The organism is Rugosimonospora acidiphila, from assembly GCF_039543385.1.
Classification (GTDB): domain Bacteria; phylum Actinomycetota; class Actinomycetes; order Mycobacteriales; family Micromonosporaceae; genus Rugosimonospora; species Rugosimonospora acidiphila.
Genome location: NZ_BAABJQ010000043.1, coordinates 30,795 through 51,802 on the forward strand (window position 1 = coordinate 30,795; position 21,008 = coordinate 51,802).

The window sequence follows — 21,008 nt, forward strand, 5'->3', positions numbered from 1 at the left end:
AAGGCGACGGTGCACGCGCGTCAGCCGCTCGCGTCGCGGCGGGCAGCGGCGGGTGAACCTATGATCTGGCCTGGTCGGACGGGACGGCGAGGGGTCCGACCCGCGGGGTCGGACCCGTGCCGCCTACCGGTGGGACGGTGAACCGGTGCCGATGGCCGTCGAGCGCCCGGCCGTCGGCTGCGACGGGATCGGCGGGTGCGCCGCGACCGCCGGCTCGACCACCCGGATGGAGTCGGGCAGGCCGGTGACGTCGATGCGCCCATCGGCGTCCAACGCCACCTCCACCGGCCGCCCGGCCACGCGCAGCCCGCCGGCCCGGATGGCGCCGAGCGGGGCGCCGGCGATCGGGCGCACGCGCAGCTCGCCGGCGGGCACGTCGGCCTCCAGGCCGAGCGCCGCCTGCAGGATCGCCACGCTGGCCGCCGCGGACCAGGCCTGCGGGTGGCAGGCCGCGGGGTACGGTACCGGCCGGCCGACCTTCGCGCGGTCGTCCCCGCCGTACAGCTCGGGCAGCCGGTAGCCGAACCCCTCGGCGGCGGCGAGCACGCCCTCGACCAGCTCGGCGGCCTCGACGCCGAACCCGGCGCGGGCCAGCCCGGCCACGGCGATCGCGGTGTCGTGCGGCCACACCGAGCCGCAGTGGTAGGACAGCGGGCTGAACCCGCCGTCGCCCGCGGACATGGTGCGCAGGCCGAAGCCGCTGGACATGGCCGGCGAGCCCAGCGCGGCGGCCACCTCGGCGGACTCCGCGTCGTTCAACAGACCGGTGCCGAGCAGGTGACCGATGTTGCTGGTCAACGAGTCGACCGGCCGGCCGTCGCGGTCCAGCGCCAGGGCCGGGTAGCGCCCATCCGGGCCGTCCACCCAGAACCGCTCGCGGAACCGCAGCGCCATCGCGTCCGCGTAGTCCAACCAGCGCCGCGCCCCGGGCTGCCCGAACGCGGTCAGCAGGGCGGCGGCGTTCACCGCCGCCTGGTAGGCGTAGCCCTGCACCTCACACAGCGCGATCGGCCCCGAGGCGATCCGCCCGTCGCGGAAGCGCACCGAGTCGCCGGAGTCCTTCCAGCCCTGGTTGGCCAGCCCGCGGCCGGACAGGTCGAGGTACTCGATGAACCCGTCGCCGTTCGGGTCGGCGTGCTCGGCCAGCCAGCCCAGGGCCGCTCGCAGGTTGGGCAGCAGCGCCGCCACCTCGGCCTCGGGCATCCCCCAGCGCCACGCGTCGTGCAGCAGGCTGATCCACAGCGGGGTGGCGTCGATCGTGCCGTAGTAGACCGCCGGCGCCGCGTCGGCGTGGACGGCGAACAGGCCGCCGTACCGCAGCTCGTGCATGATCTTGCCGGGCGCCTCGCCGGAGGCCGGGTCGGTGCGCTCCCCCTGGCGGCGGGCCAGCGTGCGCAGCGTGCCGGCGGCCAGCCCGGTGCCGGTCGGCAGCAGCATCCGGGCGGCCCAGATGCTGTCCCGGCCGAACAGCGTCAGAAACCACGGCACGCCGCCGCCGAGGAAGGTGTCCGCGCGCGCGGCGGGTTCGGCCAGGCGCAGCGCGGCCAGATCGTCCAGCGACCGGCGCAGCAGCCTGACCAGGCGCCGGTCGTCGGCGACCAGCTCGGGCCGGCTCCACTCGACCGGTTCGTGGGCAGCGGTCACCGCGGCCGCCGTGGTGACCACCCGTACCCGCCACCGCAGCGTCACGGTCTGACCCGGCGGCACCTCGATCGTCCACGTGAGACTGGCGGGCGCCGGCTCGACGAGGGCGCCCTCGCCGCCGACGTGTACCGACGTGGCCTCGGTCGACCAGACCAGTTCGCCGCCGGCGTGCCGGGCGGGTCGCGGCGTGGTGGTGCCGCCGTGCTTGACCACGTCCATCGGGGCGAGGTCACAGCCCAGCTCGACGGTCACCGTCGCGAGCACCGGGTCGTCTGCGCTGGACGAGACGCGGATCTCCTCGGTCAGCCCGTCGGCGGCCGCCTCGCGCAGCCGGTCGATCCGCACCGTCGGGTCGGGCCCGTCGTTGCCGAGCCGGCGCGCCAGCGAGACGAACCGGGCGGCGTGCACTCCCTCCAGCGAGTGCATCACCGGCTCCGGCTCATCGCCGTCCACCCGCAGCACCGCCTCAGACAGCGCGCGGCAGTCGGCGTAGAAGACGCCCTGCACGCCCTGGCCGCGGATCTGGCCGTCATGGCCGGACAACGCGCTGACCGGAGCGTGCACGGTAGCGGTGAGGTCGTGGAGCAGCGGCTGCAACTGGCGTACCTGCGAAATGGTGGTCAACGCGAGGTCCTTCTCTTGACATGGTGCCCGCGGCGCGGGAGAGTGCGAGGCAATCCATTTGTTTGAACGATCCAATACTGCCTCATTACTATTGGATCGTTCAACCCCTAGGAAGGCGGAAAATGTCGGGCAAAGTAACCATCGCAACGGTTGCTCATCATGCCCAGGTCTCGCGCCAGACCGTCTCAAATGTACTCAACTCACCGCACCTCGTGCGCGAGGAGACCCGCGGCCGGGTGCTCGCCGCCATCGAGACGCTCGGGTACCGGGCCAACCAGGCGGCGCGCCAGATGCGCACGGGACGTTCTCGCCTGATCGCTGTGCGTATCGAGCCGGCCAACGACGGGATCAACGGCTCGATCCTCGACCGGTTTCTGCACGGACTCACCGAGGCCGCGGCGCCGGCCGGGTACCGCATCATGCTCTACACCGCGACCGGCGACGACAACGAGATCGCGACCTACGACGACCTGCTCGCCTCCTACGACCTGGACGCGTTCGTGTTGACCAGCACCCACCACGGCGACGCGCGGACCACCTGGCTGGCCGAGCACGACATTCCCTTCGTCACCTTCGGTCGGCCGTGGGGCGCGCCGGACCGGCACCCGTGGGTCGATGTCGACGGCGCCGCGGGCACCGCCGAGGCGACCGAGCGACTGATCGCGGCCGGGCACCGCCGGATCGGGTTCATCGGCTGGCCGACCGGCTCCGGCGTGGGAGACAACCGGCGCGAGGGTTGGTACGCGGCCATGCGCGCGGCCGACCTCGACCCATCGGGCCTGGAGCGCCGGGTCGACGACGGCGTGGCCGAAGGTAGGCGGTCCGCGCAGGACCTGCTCGCCGGCGCGGGCCCAACGGCGCTGGTGTGCGCCAGCGACTCGCTCGCCCTCGGCGCGCTACGCGCGGACGCGCGAGCCCCGGTCGCGGTCATCGGCTTTGACGACACACCGGTGGCCCAGGCCATCAGCCTGACCAGCGTCGGCCAGCCGCTCGCCGAGTCCGCCGCCAGCTGTGTCGAACTGCTCGCCCGGCTGCTCGATGGCGACACCCACAGCGGCCGGCCACAACACGTCTTACTTCGCCCACACGTGGTCGTTCGCGACTCCGGCTGATCCGCGTACCGACCACGAAAACCCTTCTCAAAGGAGAGAAACCCATGAGACACCGTTCCGCGCGCGTGACGGGCATCGCCGCGGTGGCGGCGGCCGCCGTCCTCGCCGTTGCCGCCTGCGGTAGCAACTTCAACGACTCGTCCTCCGGCAAACAAGCCAGCGGACCGGCCAAGCTTCAGGTCCTCATCGCGTCGTCTGGCGACGCCGAGACCAAGGCGGTCAAGGACGCGGCTGCGTCCTGGGCCAGCTCCAGCGGCAACACGGCCACGGTCACCCCGGCGAGCGACATCGCTCAGCAGTTGGGCCAGGCCTTCGCCGGCAGCAACCCACCCGACGTGTTCTATGTGGACGCCGCCCGGTTCGCCGACTACGCGAGCGTCGGCGCGCTGCTCCCCTACGCCGACACGATGTCCGGCACCGACGACTTCTACCCGTCGCTGCGCACCGCGTTCACGTACCAGAACAAGTTCTACTGCATCCCCAAGGACTTCTCCACCATCGCCATGGAGATCAACACCGACCTGTGGAGCAAGGCCGGCCTGACCACCGCCGACGTCCCGAAGACCTGGGACCAGCTCACCTCCGTGGCGCAGCGGCTGAAGACCGCCCACATCACGCCCATCGCGATCGGCGACACCCGTGACCGGGTCGACGCGTTCCTGGCCGAGGCCGGCGGCTCGATCGTCAACCAGGACGGCACCACCGCCACCGCCGACAGCCCGCAGAACCTCCAGGCGCTGCAGTACGTGCAGTCGCTGCTGAAGAACGGGCTGGCGCAGTACCCGAAGCAGCTGTCCGCGGGCTGGGCCGGCGAGGCGTTCGGTAAGGGCAAGGCGGCCATCACCTTCGAGGGCAACTGGATCGAAGGCTCGATGCGGACCGACTTCCCGAACATCAAGTACACCGTCAACCCGATGCCCACCGGCCCCAAGGGAGCCGGCACCCTGTCCTTCACCCAGTGCTGGGGCATCTCCGCCAAGACGAAGTACAAGGACCAGGCGATCAAGTTTGTCCAGGCGATGACGTCGGCCACCCAGGAGATGACGTTCGCCAAGGCATTCGGGGTCATGCCGTCCCGGCAGTCCGTGCGGGACCAGTACCTCGCGCAGTTCCCGACCGACAAGGCCTTCCTCGACGGCGCCGACTACGCGCAGGGTCCGGTCAACGCGCCGAAGATGGACAGCGTGCTGGCCGACTTCGACTCCGGCATCCAGCAGTTGGCCACCACCGACCCGCGCTCGATCCTCCAGCGCCTGCAGAAGAACACCCAGGCCGCGCTCGCCGGCTGAACCAGCGCAGGAGACCACTCGCCGTGAAGGAGCCGTGTCATGGCACTCGACGTCACACCCCTTGACCGCCGCACCAGCCAGCCGCCCCGACCCGCACCGGGCCGGGCGCGGCGCGGCGGCACCCGTGGCAACGAACGCTTTGCCGGTTGGCTGTTCGTCACGCCGGTGGTCGTCATCCTCGGGCTGTTCATGCTGCTGCCGATCCTGATGGCGCTGTGGGTGAGCCTGACCGGCTGGAACGGGCAGGGCAGCCCGTTCCAGTCGGGCGTGCCCTTCGCCGGCTTCGGCAACTACACCAAACTGTTCACTGTGGACGGTCTGGCCCGCCAGGACTTCATGACCAGCGTCCGCAACAACCTCTACTACGTGCTGGCCGTCGTGCCGCTGCAGACCGTCCTGGCGCTGCTGCTCGCGATGCTGGTCAACAACCGGATGCTGAAGGCGAAGTCGTTCTTCCGCACCGCATTCTATTTCCCGTCGGTGACCAGCTCCGTCGCGATCAGCGTGGTGTTCCTGTTCATGTTCACCGACAGCGGCGCCATCAACAGCCTGCTCAGTGCGTTCGGCATCAACGGACCGCACTGGTTCTCCGACCCGAGAGGGCTCCTGCACCTGCTGCTCGGCGCGATCGGCGTGGTCGACCCCAACGCGCCACCCGCCGCCCTGGCCGGGCACGGGCTGTTCGGGCTGTCCTGGTGGGACTGGCTGGCCGGGCCGAGCGTGGCCATGTGCGCCATCATCGCGCTGGTCGTGTGGACCACCTCCGGCACCTTCATGCTGATGTTCCTCGCCGCGCTGCAGAACATCCCGACCCAGCTCGACGAGGCCAGCCTGATCGACGGCGCCAGCCGCTGGCAGCGGCTGCGGTACCTGACCCTGCCGATGCTGCGCCCGACGCTGTTCCTGGTGCTCACGCTCGGCCTGATCGGCAGTTGGCAGGTCTTCGACCAGATCTACGTGATCAGCCAGGGCAACCCGGCCAAGACCACGCTCACCCCGGCGTTCCTGTCCTACCGGACCGCGTTCCAGGACTTCAACTACGGTTCGGGCGCGGCCATCTCGTTCATCCTGTTCGCCATCATCGTGGCCATGACGCTGATGCAACGATGGTTACTGCGGGAGCGTGACGGGGTGCCGCGCCGGCGCCGCCGGTCGGGTTCGCGGCAGGGGGCGGCCCGATGAGCGCCCGGCGACTGGTCAGCAGGATCGGCGGGTACCTGATCCTGGGCTTCTTCGCGGTGGCGTTCCTCTACCCGTTCGTTATCCAGCTGACCAACAGCTTCAAGACCGAACCGGACGCGACCGCGAACCCGCTCTCGCCGGTTCCACACCCGTTCGACACCACCAGCTTCCTGCACATCTTCGACGGCACCGACTTCCCGCTGTGGCTGGGCAACTCGGTACTGGTGACCGTGGTGGCCACGTTCACCCGGCTGTTCTTCGCCTCGCTGGCCGGGTACGCGCTGGCCCGGATGCGCTTCGGCGGCCGCCGGGTGCTGTTCGCCGCGATCGTCGCGATGATGGCGGTGCCCCCGGTCGTCCTGCTGATTCCGAAGTTTCTGGTGCTCAACCAGCTGGGCATCTACGACAGCTACGCGGGCCTGATCCTGCCGCTGACCGTCGACGCCACGGGCGTGTTCATCATGAAGCAGTTCTTCGAATCGGTGCCGGCCAGCGTCGAGGAGGCGGCCCGGATCGACGGTGCGGGGCCGTTCCGCACCTTCTGGTCGGTGGTCCTGCCCACCGCCCGGCCGGCGTTGATCACGCTGACCATCCTGTCCTTCCAGGGCACGTGGAACGAGTTCCCGCACACCCTGGTGTCGGTGCAGAACCCGAACCTCTACACGCTGCCGCGCGGGCTGGCCGGTCTGGTCAGCGGCTCGCTGGGCTCGGGCAGCCAGTACCCGCTGAAGCTGGGCGCGGCCCTGCTGACCATCATCCCGGTGGCGGTCATCTTCGTGGTGTTCCAGCGCTACTTCGTACGCGGCGCGAACGAGGGGGCCAACAAGGAATGACCTACTGAGGCTGCCAGAACGCGCACTGGTGTTCGGCGTGGTGGTTAGTCCGTCAGACCCACGCCGTTCACGATCCGGAATTCGAAGGCGTCCGCCGAGATGACGGTACCGGGGGGCACGTCGCCGGAGGCGGTGACCGCCACCTCCCGGGTACCGAGTGGCCGCGGGCTCACCTGATCGAAGATGAGCTCCGAGCGCGTGCCGCCCTCGGCGAACCCGATCGCGACCCCCTTGGCCCCGCCGTCCAGCACCGCCGTACCCGGTACCCGGCTCACCCTGGGCATCAGCGCCACGGCGCCGTACAGGGCGGCGCGCAGCGCCGGCGACAGGATCGGAGCGCCCCATGCGATCGGGTCGCTGACCAGGTCGAACGCGGTCTTGTCGGTGGACCACTTCGGGCTGCCCCGGCGGCGGCCTCCTGGCGGATCACCGCCAGCAACTTCACCGGCCCGGTCGGCAGGCCGTCCAGGTACCGCGGGGTGGCCACATCGACGTGACGCACAACGAGGCACTCATCGAGCACTGGGACGGTGAGACCTGGCGCCCGGTGCCGGTACCCGTTGGACGGCAGACCGTGCTGCAGTCCGTGGTCGCGTTCTCGGGTACCGACGCGTGGGCCGCCGGGTACACGGGTGAGGACCAGCGACGACGCCTCGACGCTGCCCCGGCCGTTGGTGCTCGCCGGGCGGCGCTGACCACCACCACCCACCTTATTGACCCCAAAGTCGTTAGGTTCGCTGGTCGCCGAACGGCAGTTTTTGGTGTGCCGCCAGGCCGCGTGGCGGCGGGCGGCACACCTCAACGCTTCCATACATCGACAAAACCTTGTACGTTCTCGCCCAGTGGGATCGAGTCCGATAGGAGGACGGATGCCGAGATATCTGGGCCGCGCTCGGGTGGCCGCCGCGCTGGGTGCGCTGGCGGCCCTGGCACTGGTGGCGGCGGTAGGGCTGACCGCTACGCCGGCGAGCGCCTCACGAGGCCTGCCGTTCGTCTCTGGTCACGAGACGAAGCCGGTCTACTCGTACGCGCACGCGATCCGGGAGAGCGTCTGGGTCGACACGCACCTGGACAATGACGGCGACGGGAAGCCCGACGCCGTGGCCGTCGACATCGTGCGGCCGTCGGAGGCGCCGCGCGCCGGGATCAAGGTACCGGTCATCATGGAGGCCTCGCCGTACTACACCTGTTGCGGCCGGGGCAACGAGAGCCAGGTCAAGGGGTACGACGCCAACGGCGTCATCGACAACGTACCGCTCTACTACGACAACTACTTCGTCCCGCGCGGGTACGCGTTCGTCGCCGTGGACCTGGCCGGCACCAACCGGTCGACCGGATGCGGAGACGTCGGGGGACCCGAGGAGATCGGCAGCGCCAAGGCGGTCATCGACTGGCTGAACGGACGCACCACCGCACACTACGCGGACGGCACCCCCGCCAGGGCCTCGTGGACCACCGGCAAGGTGGGAATGATTGGCAAGTCCTGGGACGGCACCATCGCCGACGGCGTGGCCGCGACCGGGGTCAAGGGCCTGGTCACCATCGTTCCCGTCTCCGGGATCTCCAGCTGGTACGACTACATGCGGCTGGACGGCGTGCCACGCAGCGACGATTACCCGGGCTTCCTCGGCAGCGACGTCACCGGGCGGCCGGCGGGCACCTGCGACAGCGAGTTCGACGCGCTGGATACCGCGGCCGATGACTCGACCGGAAACTTCAACGACTACTGGGCACAGCGCGATTACGTCCTTTCCGCCTCGAAGGTGCACGCATCCGTGTTCTTCATCCACGGGCTGAACGACAACAACGTCTTCCTGAAGAACTTCAGCCAGTACTGGGGCGCGCTGGAGGCCCGCCACGTGCCGGTGAAGGCGTGGCTGACCCAGGAGGGACACACCGACCCGTTCGACATCCGCCGCTCGACCTGGGTCGACACCCTGCACCAATGGTTCGACTACTGGTTGCAGGGGCTGAACAACGGCATCATGCGCCAGCCGAAGGTGGACATCGAGCGGGCACCCAACCAGTGGGTGACGCAGAGCGACTTCCCGGCGCCCGGGGCGCACCCGCTGCGGCTGGGTCTCGGCGCGGGCACCACCGGCGCGGGCACCCTCGGCACCGGCGGGCACGCCGGCGGCACCGCGTCGCTGACCGACAACCCGCGGCTGCGCGAGACCACGGCGGTCGCCAACCCGGACACCGTGCGCACCGACCGGCTGGTGTTCCTGTCCAGCGGAATCGGCAAGCCGCTACACATCAGCGGCACGCCGAGCGTCACCCTGCGCATCAAGGCCGACCAACCGGATACCGAGCTGACGGCCAGGCTCGTTGACTACGGCACCGGTACCCGGGACGACTACCTCGCCGACGACCTCAGTGGCGTCACCACACTGTCCACATCGGACTGCTGGGGCGAGTCCACGCCGACCGACAGCGCGTGCTACCTGCAAACCGCCGAGGACCTGGTCACCTCGGACTACGGTATCCTCACCCGCGGGTGGACCGATGCCGCGCACTACCAATCGCTGAACCGGTTGACACCGCTGACACCCGGCAAGTGGTACACGGTCACCTGGCAGCTGCAACCACAGGACCAGATCCTCGCCGCCGGGCACAACCTCGGCCTGGTGCTGAGCCTGTCCGACGAGGAGAACACCTCACCCAACAGCACCGGCGCCACGGTCACTGTCGACCTGGCCGGCAGTTCGGTGAACCTGCCGGTGGCCGGCCCCGCGTCGCTGCCCCGGCCGGGTACGGCACCACAGGTTTCGGCGCCGGCGGTGACCGGCGCGGTCGTTCCGGCGGCCAGCGCCGGCGCGAAGCTGCCCGGATAATCCGGAACAGTTAGGGATCGACGGGCTCGTCAGGGATCGGCAGGTGCCAGTGCGCCTGCCGATCCCGCTGTCCCGGGTCGCGCGCACCCGCCGATTTATCACCAGCGCACGCGCGTCAATACACCGGCGGCCGATATTTGGCGCCGAACTTCATACGGCGGTAGGAAGCAACCGATCCAATGTCGGGTGTGGACTCGCCGCCCATGCGCGGCGCCGCACGCCCGCGCCCGCGCCCGCGTGGGGGCAAAGACGCTGGTCTAAGCCGATGGGGGACTTCTCACACGTCCGCCCGGCCTTGACGGCGTCGATCATTGGCAGTAATAACTAAAGGCACCCTACCCACTTACTCATCGCTCTTCGCTCGGCGGCTCTTGTGTATGACGCCGGACTCGCGCGTGCGAGCACCCGGCGTCCCCCCGTTCTCGGGTATCTCGGTTTCGTGAAGGGACCAGCACATGCGCTTCACCGGCATCACTCGCTTAACGCGATCACGAACGGTCAACCGGCAGGGCAAAATCCGTGTCGCCGTCCTCGCCGCCGCGGTGGCGGCACTCGGGATCGCGCTGGTGCCGAGCCCGTCGTCGGTATCGGCGACGGCCCCCAGCTTCAAGGCCGACCCGGGGCGTCCCGTCGGCAGCTGCGGCGTGGGCAAGACCGACCGGATCGCGGCGCTCAAGACCGCGCTGACCAACGTGTCGACGAAGCTGACCAGCGGCACCACCAACGCGCAGCGCTGGGGCAGCCTCGACCTGCGCGACATCTACAGCTACCACGTGGACAGCCTGTGGAAGCAGGGCATCGACGGCTGCGGTACGGCGGTCGCGGTGCTGGAGGGCTGGGAATACCCGAACATGCAGTCCGACCTCAACGCGCTCGACGCGCAGATCGGCCTGCCGGACACCACCGTCGAGACCGTCTACCCCAACGGTCCGCTCCCCGCGGTGTGCCCGCCCGGCATGGTGGCTCTCGGGTCGTACGGCTCCTGCAGCGCCTGGCAGGGTGAGTTGCGGCTCGACGTCGAGGCGGTCCACCTGATGGCGCCGTACGCCAAGATCGTCATCTCGGCGACGCCGTCGGACAGCGAGGTGGTCGGCGACCCGTCCAGCGAGGTCGCGATGCCCGAGATCGTCAAGGGCATGGAGTACCTCAGCCAGAACAAGATCGCGAACGTCATGTCCATCAGCGACGGCTCGAGCGAGACCGACTACAGCCGCGGCGCGGCCGAAATCCACGCCCAGGACGTCGGCGAGCTGACCGCCGCCGTGGCCGGTATCCCGATCGCCAACGCGACCGGTGACTGCGGCGCCGCGCAGAACCTCACCACCGCCACCCGGCAGTGCGGCACCGTCTCGTCCGGCCCCGCGTCGGCGACCTGGGCCGACTCGCCGTGGGTGACCGCGATCGGCGGAAGCACCGCCCAGCGCACCGCACCCTGCCCGCCGTGCGCCGACCCGAAGAGCGGCGAGGACACCTTCGTGGTCAACCCGATCGAGGGTGCCGGCCTCTCGGAGATCTACCCGCGGCCGTCGTACCAGACGTCCACCGCGAAGATCACCGGAAGCTCGATGCGCTCGCTGCCGGACATCACGATGAACAGCGCGTCCGGCACCTCGGAGGCGGCACCGCTGTTCGCCGGCATCCTGGCGATGGCCACCCAGGTCAAGGGCTCCAACCTCGGCCCGATCAACGAGGCGCTCTACAAGACGATGTCCAAGAGCCCGAGCCGCAACGGTCTGATCGACGTCAAGACCGGCAACAACACCTTCAACCGCAGCGGGATCTACGTTCCGGGCTACACCGCGGCGCCGGGCTACGACGTGGTCAGCGGCTGGGGCACGGTGGACGCGGCGAAGTTCGTGCCCTCGCTGGCGAGCGCGACCAAGCACAACCAGATGCCGTCCGAGGCGTACGGCGAGCTGACCTCGCTGCAGCACTCGCTGAGCATCACGCCGTCGTCGACCCTCTCCTCGACGGCCACGATCGACCTGACCGACACGGGCTTCCTGCCCGACCACCCGGTCACCATCACGGTCGACGGCAACCCGCTGGCGACGGTCACCGTCGACACGTCGGGTAACTGGAGCTACTCCTTCACCGCCACGGACAAGGGGCTCGCCGCCGGCAAGCACACCCTGGCCGTGCACAGCCTGCTGCTCGACCAGACCGCGACGTTCCGGATCACCTCCTGATCCACGTCGAGGTTCGCCCCGGCGACCGCTGAGGCAACACGACGCCTGAGGCAACACGACGCCTGAGGCAACGCAACGCCAGCTGGCCCCGATCCGCCGCGCGCGGGTCGGGGCCAGCCGGCGTCCGGCCTACTCGTGCAGGTACGTCATCGACCAGTTGCCCTGGCTGTCGGTCGGGTTCGTGCGCGCCTGGAAGACACCGAGGTAGCTCGGGTCGAGAGCGGTAACGGGCTCCTGCCCGATCGGGCCGTAGTTCAACTGGGTGGAGGTGAAGTTGAGGGTGCCGAAGTTGGGGTAGGCACCGGTCGGGGCCTCGACGATGGCCTCGGCGGAGACCCGCTGGGCACCGCTCATCGTGGCCTGCGACAGGTAGACCCAGCCTCGGGTGATGTCGCGCATGGTGAGGTAGAAGGTCCCCCCGGAGTACTGGACGCCGGCTTCCATGTGGTCGCCGGGCCCGACAGGGTACGTCGTCGTGCTCTGGTACACCGGGGCCGCCGGGTACATCTCCGTCCACAGTTGATAGGCCGCAGCGCCGCGGAAGCAATCGGTCTGCACGCCGAGCTGCTCCACCGTGGGGCTGCCGTCACCGTCCAGGCCCACCCAGGGAGCGAACACGTCGTCCGGGTGGGAGCAGGTGACCGTCGGCTCGATCCAGTCGGCCGCGGCCGCCACCGCCCCGCCGAACGGGGCGGTCGCCGCGTTGCCCGCGGTCATCACGTAACCGCCCCAGTTGTAGCCGTTCACGTTGTAGCGGCCGCCGCCGGAGGCCGCCCGTGCCGGGGCGGCGGTCCTGCCGGCCAGCGCGCGGGGATCGATCGGCCGGTAGCGGACCTCCGGCGCGCCGGACGCCGCGCGGCTCGATGGCGCGGAGGTGGCCGAGGCCGGGGCCGCGACGGCTGGCGCGCCGCCGGTGCCGGTGACCGCGACGGCGAGGGCCAGGGTCGCCATGACGACGGTCGCGCGGCGCAGGCTCCGGCCCGGGCTCCGGCGGGCTCGGCCGGCGGCGGCGTGCGTGGTGCGGGGCATTGTCTGTCTCCTTCGCAGAGGTGTGGCGTTGCGTTGCCGGAGAAGGAGACGCACCCGGGTACCGAGGGATACCTGCTGGCAGGTTCAGGACGGTAGCCTTGACGGACGCGCGAGCCGGGGCCGGAGCCGGCCTGGCGAGATCACTGGGTGGCGGCAACCCCGGTGAGCTTGGCGGGGTTCATCACCCACAGGATCTGGTCGATACCCTCGGCGGACGCGACGACGGCGAGCACCGCGAACACCGCGCCGTCGCGAGACAACAGCGCGGCGGGCTGCCCGTTCGCGGTGGCCCAGGCCACGTCGACACCGACCCAGAACCGGTCCGCGAACGCCCTGAGGTACTTCGCCACGCGCTCGACGCCCACGACGGGAATGCGCGAGGCGCCCCGGATGCCACCGCCGTCGGCGTAGCTGGTCACATCGGCGGCGAGGAGGCTCTCCAGCGCGGCGAGGTCGCCGGAGCGGGCGGCGTCGACGAAGGCGGTCAGCAGTCGCCGCCGGTCGGCGTTGCTCACCGCCGTCCGCCGTCCGCCGGCCACGTGCTTGCGGGCCCGGCTGACCAGCTGGCGGACCGCCGCCTCGGTGGACCGCAGGATCTCGGCGATCTGCGCGTACGAGTAGTCGAACGCCTCGCGCAGCACGTAGGCGGCCCGCTCGTTCGGGGTGAGACTCTCCAGCAGAACCAGGACCGCGAACTGCAGCGCCTCGCCGCGCTCCGCGCCCAGGTAAGGATCGGCGCTGGTATCGACGGGCTCCGGCAGCCATGGCCCGATGTAGGTCTCGCGGCGGGCCCGCGCGGACTGGAGGGCGTTGATGGCGAGCCGGGTGGTCGTGGTCGCCAGGAACGCGCCGGGATTCGTCACCGTAGGGCGGTCGTAGGCCTGCCAGCGCAGCCAGACGTCCTGCACCAGATCCTCGGCCTCGACGGCGCTGCCCAACATGCGGTACGCGATCCCGAACAGGCGCGGGCGGAGGTCCATGAAGACCGCCGCGGCCTCGTCGAGATCACTGTCCACCACGATCGCCCCACCCCATTCGCGCATTATCCAGATCCATCGCCCGGCGGGTACCCGGGATGGCATGGCTCCGAGGTCCCCGTCACACATTCTCGCGCGCGGCGGTGATGTCGTTCTCCCACGCCGTGCGGCCGGGCGCCCGGCGATCGTTGCCCGCCACGGTCGGTACGCGCGGCCACGCGGGCCGGCCGCGGCGCGGCCACGGTGGCGACGCCGGGTCGGTGGCGACGCCGGGTCGGTGGCGACGCCGGGTCGGTGGCAACGCCGGGTCGGTGGCAACGCCGGGTCGGTGGCAACGCCGGGTCGGTGGTGTCGCCGGGTCGGCGGTGTCGGTCGGTGATGTCGGTCGGCGAACGTAAACTCGCCCGGTGGCATCCATGGAGCAGGCGCGGGAGATTCTGCACCGAATCTTCGGGTATGAGGCGTTTCGCGGTACCCAGGAGCAGGTCATTGACCACGTCATCGGCGGTGGCGACGCGCTCGTGCTCATGCCGACCGGCGGCGGCAAGTCGCTGTGCTACCAGATCCCGGCCCTCGCGCGCGACGGCGTCGGCGTCGTCATCTCGCCCCTGATCGCGCTCATGCAGGACCAGGTCGACGCGCTGCGGGCGCTCGGCGTGCGGGCCGACTTCCTCAACTCGACCCAGGACCTGGACACCCGGCGGGGCGTCGAGGCGGCGTTCCTCGCGGGCGATCTCGACCTGCTCTACCTGGCGCCGGAGGGCCTGAGCTCGCCGGCGACCCAGCGGCTGCTCGACCGCGGCCGGATCTCCCTGTTCGCGATCGACGAGGCGCACTGCGTGTCGCAGTGGGGCCACGATTTCCGCCCCGACTACCTGGCGCTGGCGATGCTGCACGAGCGCTGGCCGGCGGTGCCCAGGATCGCCCTGACCGCGACCGCGACGCCGGCCACTCAGGCGGAGATCGCGTTGCGGCTGAACCTGAAGGAGGCCCGCCGCTTCACCGCGAGCTTCGACCGACCCAACATCCAGTACCGGATAGTGCCGAAGAACGAGCCCCGCAAGCAGCTGCTCGACCTGCTGCGCACCGAGCACCGGGGCGACGCCGGCATCGTCTACTGCCTGTCCCGGGCGTCGGTCGACAAGACCGCCGAACTCCTGGTGCAGCAGGGCATCCCGGCGCTGCCCTATCACGCCGGGCTCGACGCCGAGACCCGGGCGGCCAACCAGTCGCGGTTCCTGCGCGAGGACGGCCTGGTCATGGTCGCGACCATCGCGTTCGGCATGGGCATCGACAAGCCGGACGTGCGCTTCGTCGCCCACCTCGACCTGCCCAAGTCGGTGGAGGGCTATTACCAGGAGACCGGCCGCGCCGGCCGGGACGGGCTGCCGTCGACCGCCTGGCTGGCCTACGGCCTTCAGGACGTCGTACAGCAGCGCAAAATGATCGACGGCTCGGAGGGCGACGCGGCCCACCGGCGGGTGCTCGCCGGCCACCTGGACGCGATGCTCGCGTTGTGTGAGACGGTCGAGTGCCGGCGGGTGCGCCTGCTCGCTCACTTCGGCGAGGACGGCGCCGCGTGCGGCAACTGCGACACCTGCCTCGCGCCGCCCGCGTCGTGGGACGGCACCGTGCCGGCCCAGAAGCTGCTCTCGACAGTGCTGCGCCTGCGCCGCGAACGCAACCAGCGATTCGGCGCCGGTCAGTCCATCGACATCCTGCTCGGGAAGAAGACCGACAAGGTGATCCAGTTCGATCACGCGTCGCTGTCCGTGTTCGGCGTCGGTGCGGAGCTGCGCGAGGCCGAATGGCGCGGCGTCGTGCGACAACTGCTCGCCCAGGGCCTGCTCGCCGTCGAGGGAGAGCACGGCACGCTCGCGCTGACCGAGGCCAGCGGCGAGGTGCTGCGCGGCGCGCGGCAGGTGATGATGCGTCGCGAACCCGAGCGGCCGGCGCGGGCGGCGAAGGCGTCCCGCTCGGGTTCGGCGCCCGCCGCCGACCTCGATCCGGGGGCCCAGTCGGTCTTCGAGAGCCTCCGGGCGTGGCGCGCGGCGGCCGCGCGGGAGCAGGGCGTACCGGCCTACGTCATCTTCCACGACGCGACGCTGCGGCAGATCGCGACCGACGCCCCGGCGACCCTCGCCCAGCTGGGCACGATCAGCGGCGTGGGCGAGAACAAACTCGCGAAGTACGGCGAGCAGATCCTCAAGGTGCTGGCCGCCACGGACGAGTGACGGTCCCCGCGCGGGCGCGCCCGGTGGCCGGTGTCCGCCGGTGGTCACGTCCCGCGAACGGTGGAATTGGGCCGCCGGAGCGCGGCAGGTCCCCCGGCCGACCGTAGCCTGGACAAGGTGAGAGAACCTCACCTGACCCGCCGGCTGCTGCTCGCGGGCATCGGGTCGGCCGCGGTGGCGACCGGCCTGTCGGGCTGCGACCAGCCACCGGACAAGCCGTCCCCGCCCGCGCAGGCGGACCAGCCACGGCGCGCGACGCCCCGTCCCACGCTCCGGACCACACCGAAGATCAACGAAGCCCTGCTGCGCCGCAAGATCGCGAGCCTGCTCGTGGTCGGCTTCCGGGGCGACACGGTGGGCAAGAACGACTGGATCATGGAGGCGATCCGGAGCGGCCTCGGTGGCGTCATCCTGTTCGACCGGGAGCTGCACACCAACGCGCCGCGCAACATCACCTCACCGAAGCAGGTCACCTCGCTCATCAAGACGCTGCAGAACGCCTCGCCCGGACGACGGCTGATCGTGTCGGTCGATCAGGAGGGCGGCCAGATCGCCCGGCTCAACCCGAGCGACGGTTTCCCGGCGACCAAGTCGGAGGCCGACATCGGCGCCGCGAACTCCACCACCACGACCCGTAACTGGGCCAACGGCATGGTGCAGCACCTCGCCGCGTCCGGCTTCACCCTCAACTACGCCCCGGTCGTCGACCTCAATGTGAACCCGGACAGCCCGGCGATCGGCGCGCTGGACCGCAGCTTCTCCGCCGACCCTGGGGTGGTCGTGAGCAACGCGAGCGAGGAGATCCGGGTACACCGGGGGGCGCGGGTCAAGACCTCGCTCAAGCACTTCCCCGGCCTGGGCAGCGCGACCGGCAACACCGACTTCGACGTGGTCGATGTCAGCGCGACCTGGAGCAGGACCGAGCTTCAGCCGTACCAGCAGCTGATCAGCTCCGGCCTGGCCGACTCGGTCCTGGTCACCCACGTCCTCAACGACCAGCTGGACGCGAGCCTCCCGGCGTCGCTGTCACCGGCGGTCGTGACGAACCTGCTGCGCGGCCAGCTGAGATTCAAGGGGCCGGTGGTCAGCGACGACATGCAGGCGGTGGCGATCTCCAGCAAGTTCGGGCGGGACCAGTCCGTGGCGATGGCGCTGGCGGCCGGCCTCGACCTGCTCGTGTTCGGAAATCAGGAGGTGTTTGACCCGAACATCGTCGACGAGACGCTGGACAACGTGGTCAACCTGGTCCGCCAGGGGCACCTCACCGAGGCACACATCGACCAGTCGGTGACCCGCGTCAACACGCTGCGCCCGAAGGACTGACGCCCCGCGCCGCTCACTCCAGCCAGCGCCGCACCCGGCGCCGGGTGGCCCGCCGCCGGGTCCGGGGCAGCTCGTCGAGCGCCCGGGACGCCGCCTCCCGCTGCCGCGCGCAGAGCAACCCGTAGCTGAAGGCATTCTCACCGTCCAGGTGCGCCCGCATGCCGTAGTCGCGTAGCAGGTGGCCGGCCACGATCGCGTCCTGGTGCGCGCCGAGCGCGTCCTGCACCGCGGTCAGCCGCCTGGCCAGCCTCCGCGCCGCCCGCCCATCCAGCGGCACCAGCATCTCCACCGCGTAACGGGCTCGCTTGTACGCCTTGCGGGCCTCGTGCAACACCGCGTCCGGGTCGCCGGTCGCCGGCCGGGGCAGGGGGACGCGACGGGTGGGGCGGGGCCGAGCCCGGTCCGCCGCGGCCATCCGTCGATCGGCGCGGCGCAGCGCCCTACCCGCCAGCCGGCGCAGCCGCTTCGCGGTGACTCCGGCCGGTGGCGCGCCGTCCACCAGCGCGTCCAGGCCATCCAGAATCCGCAGGTACCGGTCCCCGTCCAGGATCCGGCCCAGCTCGCCGCGGGACCGCGCCGCCTCGACGGCCAAGCGTTCCCGGATCCCGGCGCGCACCGGCCCGACCATCAGCTCCGCGGGCTCGGCGTCGGCCGCCTGCGCCAGCCGCCGCGCCAGCACGTCGCCGTCGCGAACCGAACCCAACGCGCGCCCCAGCCAGCGCAGTTCCTCACGCAGCGGTGCGATCCCATCCGCGTCCAGCAGCCGCCCGAACGTGCGCAGCGTCGCGCGCGAGCGCCGGATGGCCACCCGCATGTCGTGCACCGCGGCGGGGTCGGTGGCCCGCACACCCGGGTCGGTGTCGAGGATCGCGTCGCGCTGCCGCCTCAGGTACCCGGTCAGGGCCCGAGCGGCCGTGGCGCCGCCGCCCGCGGACGCGCGCCTTTTCGGGTACCGATCGCCGAGCGCGTGGGCCAGCTTCGAGGGCAGCCGCGCCGGCCGCGCACCGGCCGCGCGCAGGGCGGCGTCCACCGTGTCGAGAATCGCGCCCGGCCCGTCGACCAGTTCCACCTCCAACTCCCGCCACTGCTGGATGACGACCGGCTCGCGCAGCGCCTCGCTGGTCACCACGTCGTCGGCGAGCAGGGCGAGCACCCGCCCACCCCGGCCGGTCACCGGCCGCTGCAGCCGCCGCGTCCGGACTCGGGCCACCGGTTCGAGCGGCTCGGCGCGCGACAGGGCCCGGATCTGGGCGGCCAGAGCCTCCGGTACCCCGGCCGACCGCTCGCGCGGCGGCTCCTGGGTCTCGGTGCGCTCGCCGTCGACCGGATGGCGGGCGTCGGCCGGCCGCTTGAGGTGCCAGCCGGCGTCCTGGCCGCCCGCGCGCCGGCGCAGGGTCACCGAGTGCCGGGCCAGCCGCAGGCTCGGGGTGTCGTAATAGGTCGCGTCCAGCTCGAACTCGGCCGGGTCGTCGACTCGCACCACACCCGCCAGCGCACTCAGATCGGGCATGGCGAAGTCGACCGGTACCTCGTACTTGCGTTCCCGCTCGATCGTCGTCGTCGCCATCACCCGGGCGTACCCCCGTGGAGTCCGCCGCCAAACCACCGCTGGAACGCCGACCGGTCGCCCGGCTCCGGGCCCCGCCGGCGCACCGGCATCGGCGGCAGGCGCGCCCTCGCACGCCGCGCCGAACGGCTTTTAGCACGTGGCATCGTCCCCCGGCACAGTTCACCGAAGGCGGGGACCGCGCCTCGCGGCCGAGGCTAGTGTCTGCGGGTGGGCACTCATACCACCACAATCGAGACATTGAAGAACGATCCGGCGATGGTCGGCCTCCGCCGTTCCCTGGAGTCCTACTACGGCCACCCGGAGCGGGACGCGGCAATGGACGGCTTCTATGCCCGCTTCATCCGCCCCGGGGATCTCGTCTTCGACATCGGTGCGCACGTGGGCGACCGGGTCGCCAGCTTCCTACGCCTCGGGGCCCGGGTCGTGGCCGTCGAGCCGCAGCCGCTCTGCGTACTGGCGCTCCGGGCGATCTTCTCCGGCGACGATCGGGTGGCCGTGGTCGAGGCGGCCTGCGCGGACGGCGTGGGGACCGTCCCGCTGTACATCAATACCGCCAACCCCACCGTCTCCACCGCCTCCCCCCACTTCCCGCGGGCGGCGCGCGGCGCGACCGGCTGGGAGGACGAGACCTGGGACACGACCGGCGAGGCACCCTCCACAACCCTCGACGCGCTCATCGCCGCCCACGGCCTGCCCGCCTTCGTGAAGATCGACGTCGAAGGCTTCGAGGACGCGGTACTGGCCGGGCTGCACCAGGCACCGCCCGCGCTGTCCTTCGAGTTCACCACGATCGAGCGCATACTGCCTCGACGGTGCCTCGACCACCTCTGTGCGCTTGGATTCACCGATTTCAACCTGGCGCTGGGCGACGAGATGGCGCTGGCGCTGCCCGGCTGGCTGTCGGCGGACGACATGGCGGCCCACCTGCGCGCGCTGCCGCACGAGGTCAACTCCGGTGACGTCTACTGCCTGTCCCGGCCGCCGCGTTCCTGAGCGCCGGCCCGGGACTCGGCACTACCGGTGGTCGTCCCGATCGCGGAGCACGGCGAAGGGATCCTCGGGAAGGAAACAGCCGTAATCCTGCAACGGCCTCACCTCGTCAAGGACGATCTCCTGCAGGAAACCGGCCGGCGACAAGCCGTCGGCCCGATCCTCGATGCGCGCTCCGGGCAACCGGCCGCCGGGGCCGAGGACCTCGTCGGCCAGGGCGTCAGCGGCGAGGGCCCCATCCCGGTCGAGCAGCGTGTGCACGGCATCATAGACGTCGGCCACCGCCTCGGCCGCGGCCGCGTCGGTCAGCAGCGGATCGCGGTCGCGCAGTGCCTGCCGCGCGGCCGCGAGAAACCTGGCGGGGTCCACCACGACGACATCCCGCCGCGACCGAACACTGATCACCATTCCTGGCATCGGCACTGGCCCATCCGTCATGCCGACACGATACGTACACAACGCCGGGGACGCGGTACCCGAGCGCGCCTCGCCACCAACGACTACCGGCTCAACAGCAGGTAACGCTGGTCGGTGATTGTCTTGCCCCACAGGGTGTCGTCGTCGAGAAGGCGCAGCTCGACCTCTCGGCCGTGGCGCCGCACCAGCGAGACGCACTCGGCCGCCGACAGTCCCGCACCCGTTGCCCATCGCCCCTCGATGAGGACGAGCCGTCCGCGCGGCGCGAGCAGTCCGATCCAACGGGCGAGCACGGCTTCCGGCGCCCGTACCGCCCAGAGCAGGTGCCGCACCAGCACCACGTCGAACGAGCCGGGCTGCAACGGCGGCATGCTCGCGTCGGCACGGACCAACGGCACAGTGACCCCGTGACGCGTGGCCTTCCCGCGCGCGACCTCCAGCATGCCCGCCGAGGCGTCCAGGCCGACCACCCGATGGCCCGCCCCGCCCAGCAGCACCGCCAGGCTTCCCGTGCCGCAGCCGATGTCGACCACCGATGCCGGCGCGGCCGGCAGCACCGATGCCAACAGGGCTGACCAGGCGTCGCGGACGGCCGGGTCGGTCAGGCCGTGGTCCGGTTCCTCATCGAACACCGCGGCCTGCGCATCCCAGACCGCGTCCTCCCTGTCGCTGTCCCCTGTGTCGCTGTCCTGTGTGTCGCTGTCCTGTGTGTCGCTGTCCCCTGCGTCGCTGTCACCGATGTGGCTCACACCCGGATTCTG

Annotated in this window: 16 protein-coding genes; 9 read left to right on the forward strand and 7 right to left on the reverse strand. The window is 71.0% G+C overall.

The features are described 5' to 3' along the window. Positions 1-123 precede the first annotated feature (123 nt). The gene (locus ABEA87_RS39030) at positions 124-2,268 is read right to left on the reverse strand and encodes an amylo-alpha-1,6-glucosidase (RefSeq protein WP_345638485.1); all 2,145 of its coding nucleotides are present in this window, start codon (positions 2,266-2,268) and stop codon (positions 124-126) included. Between the two features lie 122 nt (positions 2,269-2,390). Between ABEA87_RS39030 and ABEA87_RS39035 the strand changes: the two genes are divergently transcribed. From ABEA87_RS39035 to ABEA87_RS39050, 4 genes are read left to right on the forward strand one after another with little or no spacing between them, the layout of a single operon-like run. After that, positions 2,391-3,380 (forward strand): LacI family DNA-binding transcriptional regulator, encoded by a 990-nt coding sequence (locus tag ABEA87_RS39035; protein ID WP_345638487.1) that lies wholly within the window; start codon positions 2,391-2,393, stop codon positions 3,378-3,380. Between the two features lie 44 nt (positions 3,381-3,424). Further along, positions 3,425-4,669 (forward strand): sugar ABC transporter substrate-binding protein, encoded by a 1,245-nt coding sequence (locus tag ABEA87_RS39040; protein ID WP_345638489.1) that lies wholly within the window; start codon positions 3,425-3,427, stop codon positions 4,667-4,669. Between the two features lie 39 nt (positions 4,670-4,708). Continuing rightward, positions 4,709-5,851 (forward strand): carbohydrate ABC transporter permease, encoded by a 1,143-nt coding sequence (locus tag ABEA87_RS39045; RefSeq protein WP_345638491.1) that lies wholly within the window; start codon positions 4,709-4,711, stop codon positions 5,849-5,851. After that, entirely contained in the window at positions 5,848-6,684 is an 837-nt protein-coding gene (locus ABEA87_RS39050) for a carbohydrate ABC transporter permease (protein ID WP_345638493.1), read from the forward strand. The genes ABEA87_RS39045 and ABEA87_RS39050 overlap by 4 nt, the downstream gene beginning before the upstream one ends. Before the next feature lie 44 nt (positions 6,685-6,728). Here ABEA87_RS39050 and ABEA87_RS39055 read toward each other — a convergent pair whose 3' ends face one another. Beyond that, positions 6,729-6,968, reverse strand: coding sequence for a hypothetical protein (locus ABEA87_RS39055; RefSeq protein ID WP_345638495.1), 240 nt, complete (start codon positions 6,966-6,968; stop codon positions 6,729-6,731). Between the two features lie 585 nt (positions 6,969-7,553). Between ABEA87_RS39055 and ABEA87_RS39060 the strand changes: the two genes are divergently transcribed. Further along, on the forward strand, positions 7,554-9,518 hold the full coding sequence (locus tag ABEA87_RS39060; RefSeq protein ID WP_345638497.1) for a Xaa-Pro dipeptidyl-peptidase: 1,965 nt from the start codon (positions 7,554-7,556) through the stop codon (positions 9,516-9,518). A gap of 455 nt (positions 9,519-9,973) precedes the next feature. Then, positions 9,974-11,707, forward strand: a complete 1,734-nt coding sequence (locus ABEA87_RS39065; RefSeq protein WP_345638501.1) for a hypothetical protein — start codon at positions 9,974-9,976, stop codon at positions 11,705-11,707. Positions 11,708-11,836: 129 nt separating this feature from the next. On the opposite strand, the gene ABEA87_RS39070 is transcribed toward ABEA87_RS39065, so the two are convergent. Both ABEA87_RS39070 and ABEA87_RS39075 read right to left on the reverse strand, forming a co-directional pair. Continuing rightward, positions 11,837-12,736 carry a G1 family glutamic endopeptidase gene (locus ABEA87_RS39070; protein WP_345638503.1) on the reverse strand — a complete coding sequence of 300 codons (900 nt, stop codon included), beginning with the start codon at positions 12,734-12,736 and terminating at the stop codon, positions 11,837-11,839. Between the two features lie 140 nt (positions 12,737-12,876). Beyond that, entirely contained in the window at positions 12,877-13,779 is a 903-nt protein-coding gene (locus tag ABEA87_RS39075) for an RNA polymerase sigma-70 factor (protein WP_345638505.1), read from the reverse strand. A 350-nt stretch (positions 13,780-14,129) separates the two neighbouring features. On the opposite strand from ABEA87_RS39075, the gene recQ reads away from it, so the two are divergent. Together recQ and ABEA87_RS39085 are read left to right on the forward strand one after the other, a co-directional pair. Continuing rightward, a complete protein-coding gene (gene recQ, locus ABEA87_RS39080) occupies positions 14,130-15,947 on the forward strand; it encodes a DNA helicase RecQ (protein WP_345638529.1) in 1,818 nt (605 codons plus the stop codon). Between the two features lie 117 nt (positions 15,948-16,064). Continuing rightward, positions 16,065-17,270, forward strand: a complete 1,206-nt coding sequence (locus tag ABEA87_RS39085; RefSeq protein WP_345638507.1) for a glycoside hydrolase family 3 N-terminal domain-containing protein — start codon at positions 16,065-16,067, stop codon at positions 17,268-17,270. Positions 17,271-17,283: 13 nt separating this feature from the next. On the opposite strand, the gene ABEA87_RS39090 is transcribed toward ABEA87_RS39085, so the two are convergent. Then, positions 17,284-18,837: a CYTH and CHAD domain-containing protein gene (locus ABEA87_RS39090; RefSeq protein ID WP_345638509.1), complete on the reverse strand. Its 1,554-nt coding sequence runs from the start codon at positions 18,835-18,837 to the stop codon at positions 17,284-17,286. Positions 18,838-19,095: 258 nt separating this feature from the next. Here ABEA87_RS39090 and ABEA87_RS39095 point away from each other — a divergent pair, with 258 nt between their 5' ends. Next, positions 19,096-19,833 (forward strand): FkbM family methyltransferase, encoded by a 738-nt coding sequence (locus ABEA87_RS39095; protein ID WP_345638531.1) that lies wholly within the window; start codon positions 19,096-19,098, stop codon positions 19,831-19,833. A 21-nt stretch (positions 19,834-19,854) separates the two neighbouring features. Here ABEA87_RS39095 and ABEA87_RS39100 read toward each other — a convergent pair whose 3' ends face one another. Both ABEA87_RS39100 and ABEA87_RS39105 read right to left on the reverse strand, forming a co-directional pair. Continuing rightward, the gene (locus ABEA87_RS39100; protein ID WP_345638510.1) at positions 19,855-20,268 is read right to left on the reverse strand and encodes a hypothetical protein; all 414 of its coding nucleotides are present in this window, start codon (positions 20,266-20,268) and stop codon (positions 19,855-19,857) included. 62 nt (positions 20,269-20,330) lie between these two features. Further along, a complete protein-coding gene (locus ABEA87_RS39105) occupies positions 20,331-20,996 on the reverse strand; it encodes a class I SAM-dependent methyltransferase (protein ID WP_345638512.1) in 666 nt (221 codons plus the stop codon). Between the last annotated feature and the right edge of the window lie 12 nt (positions 20,997-21,008).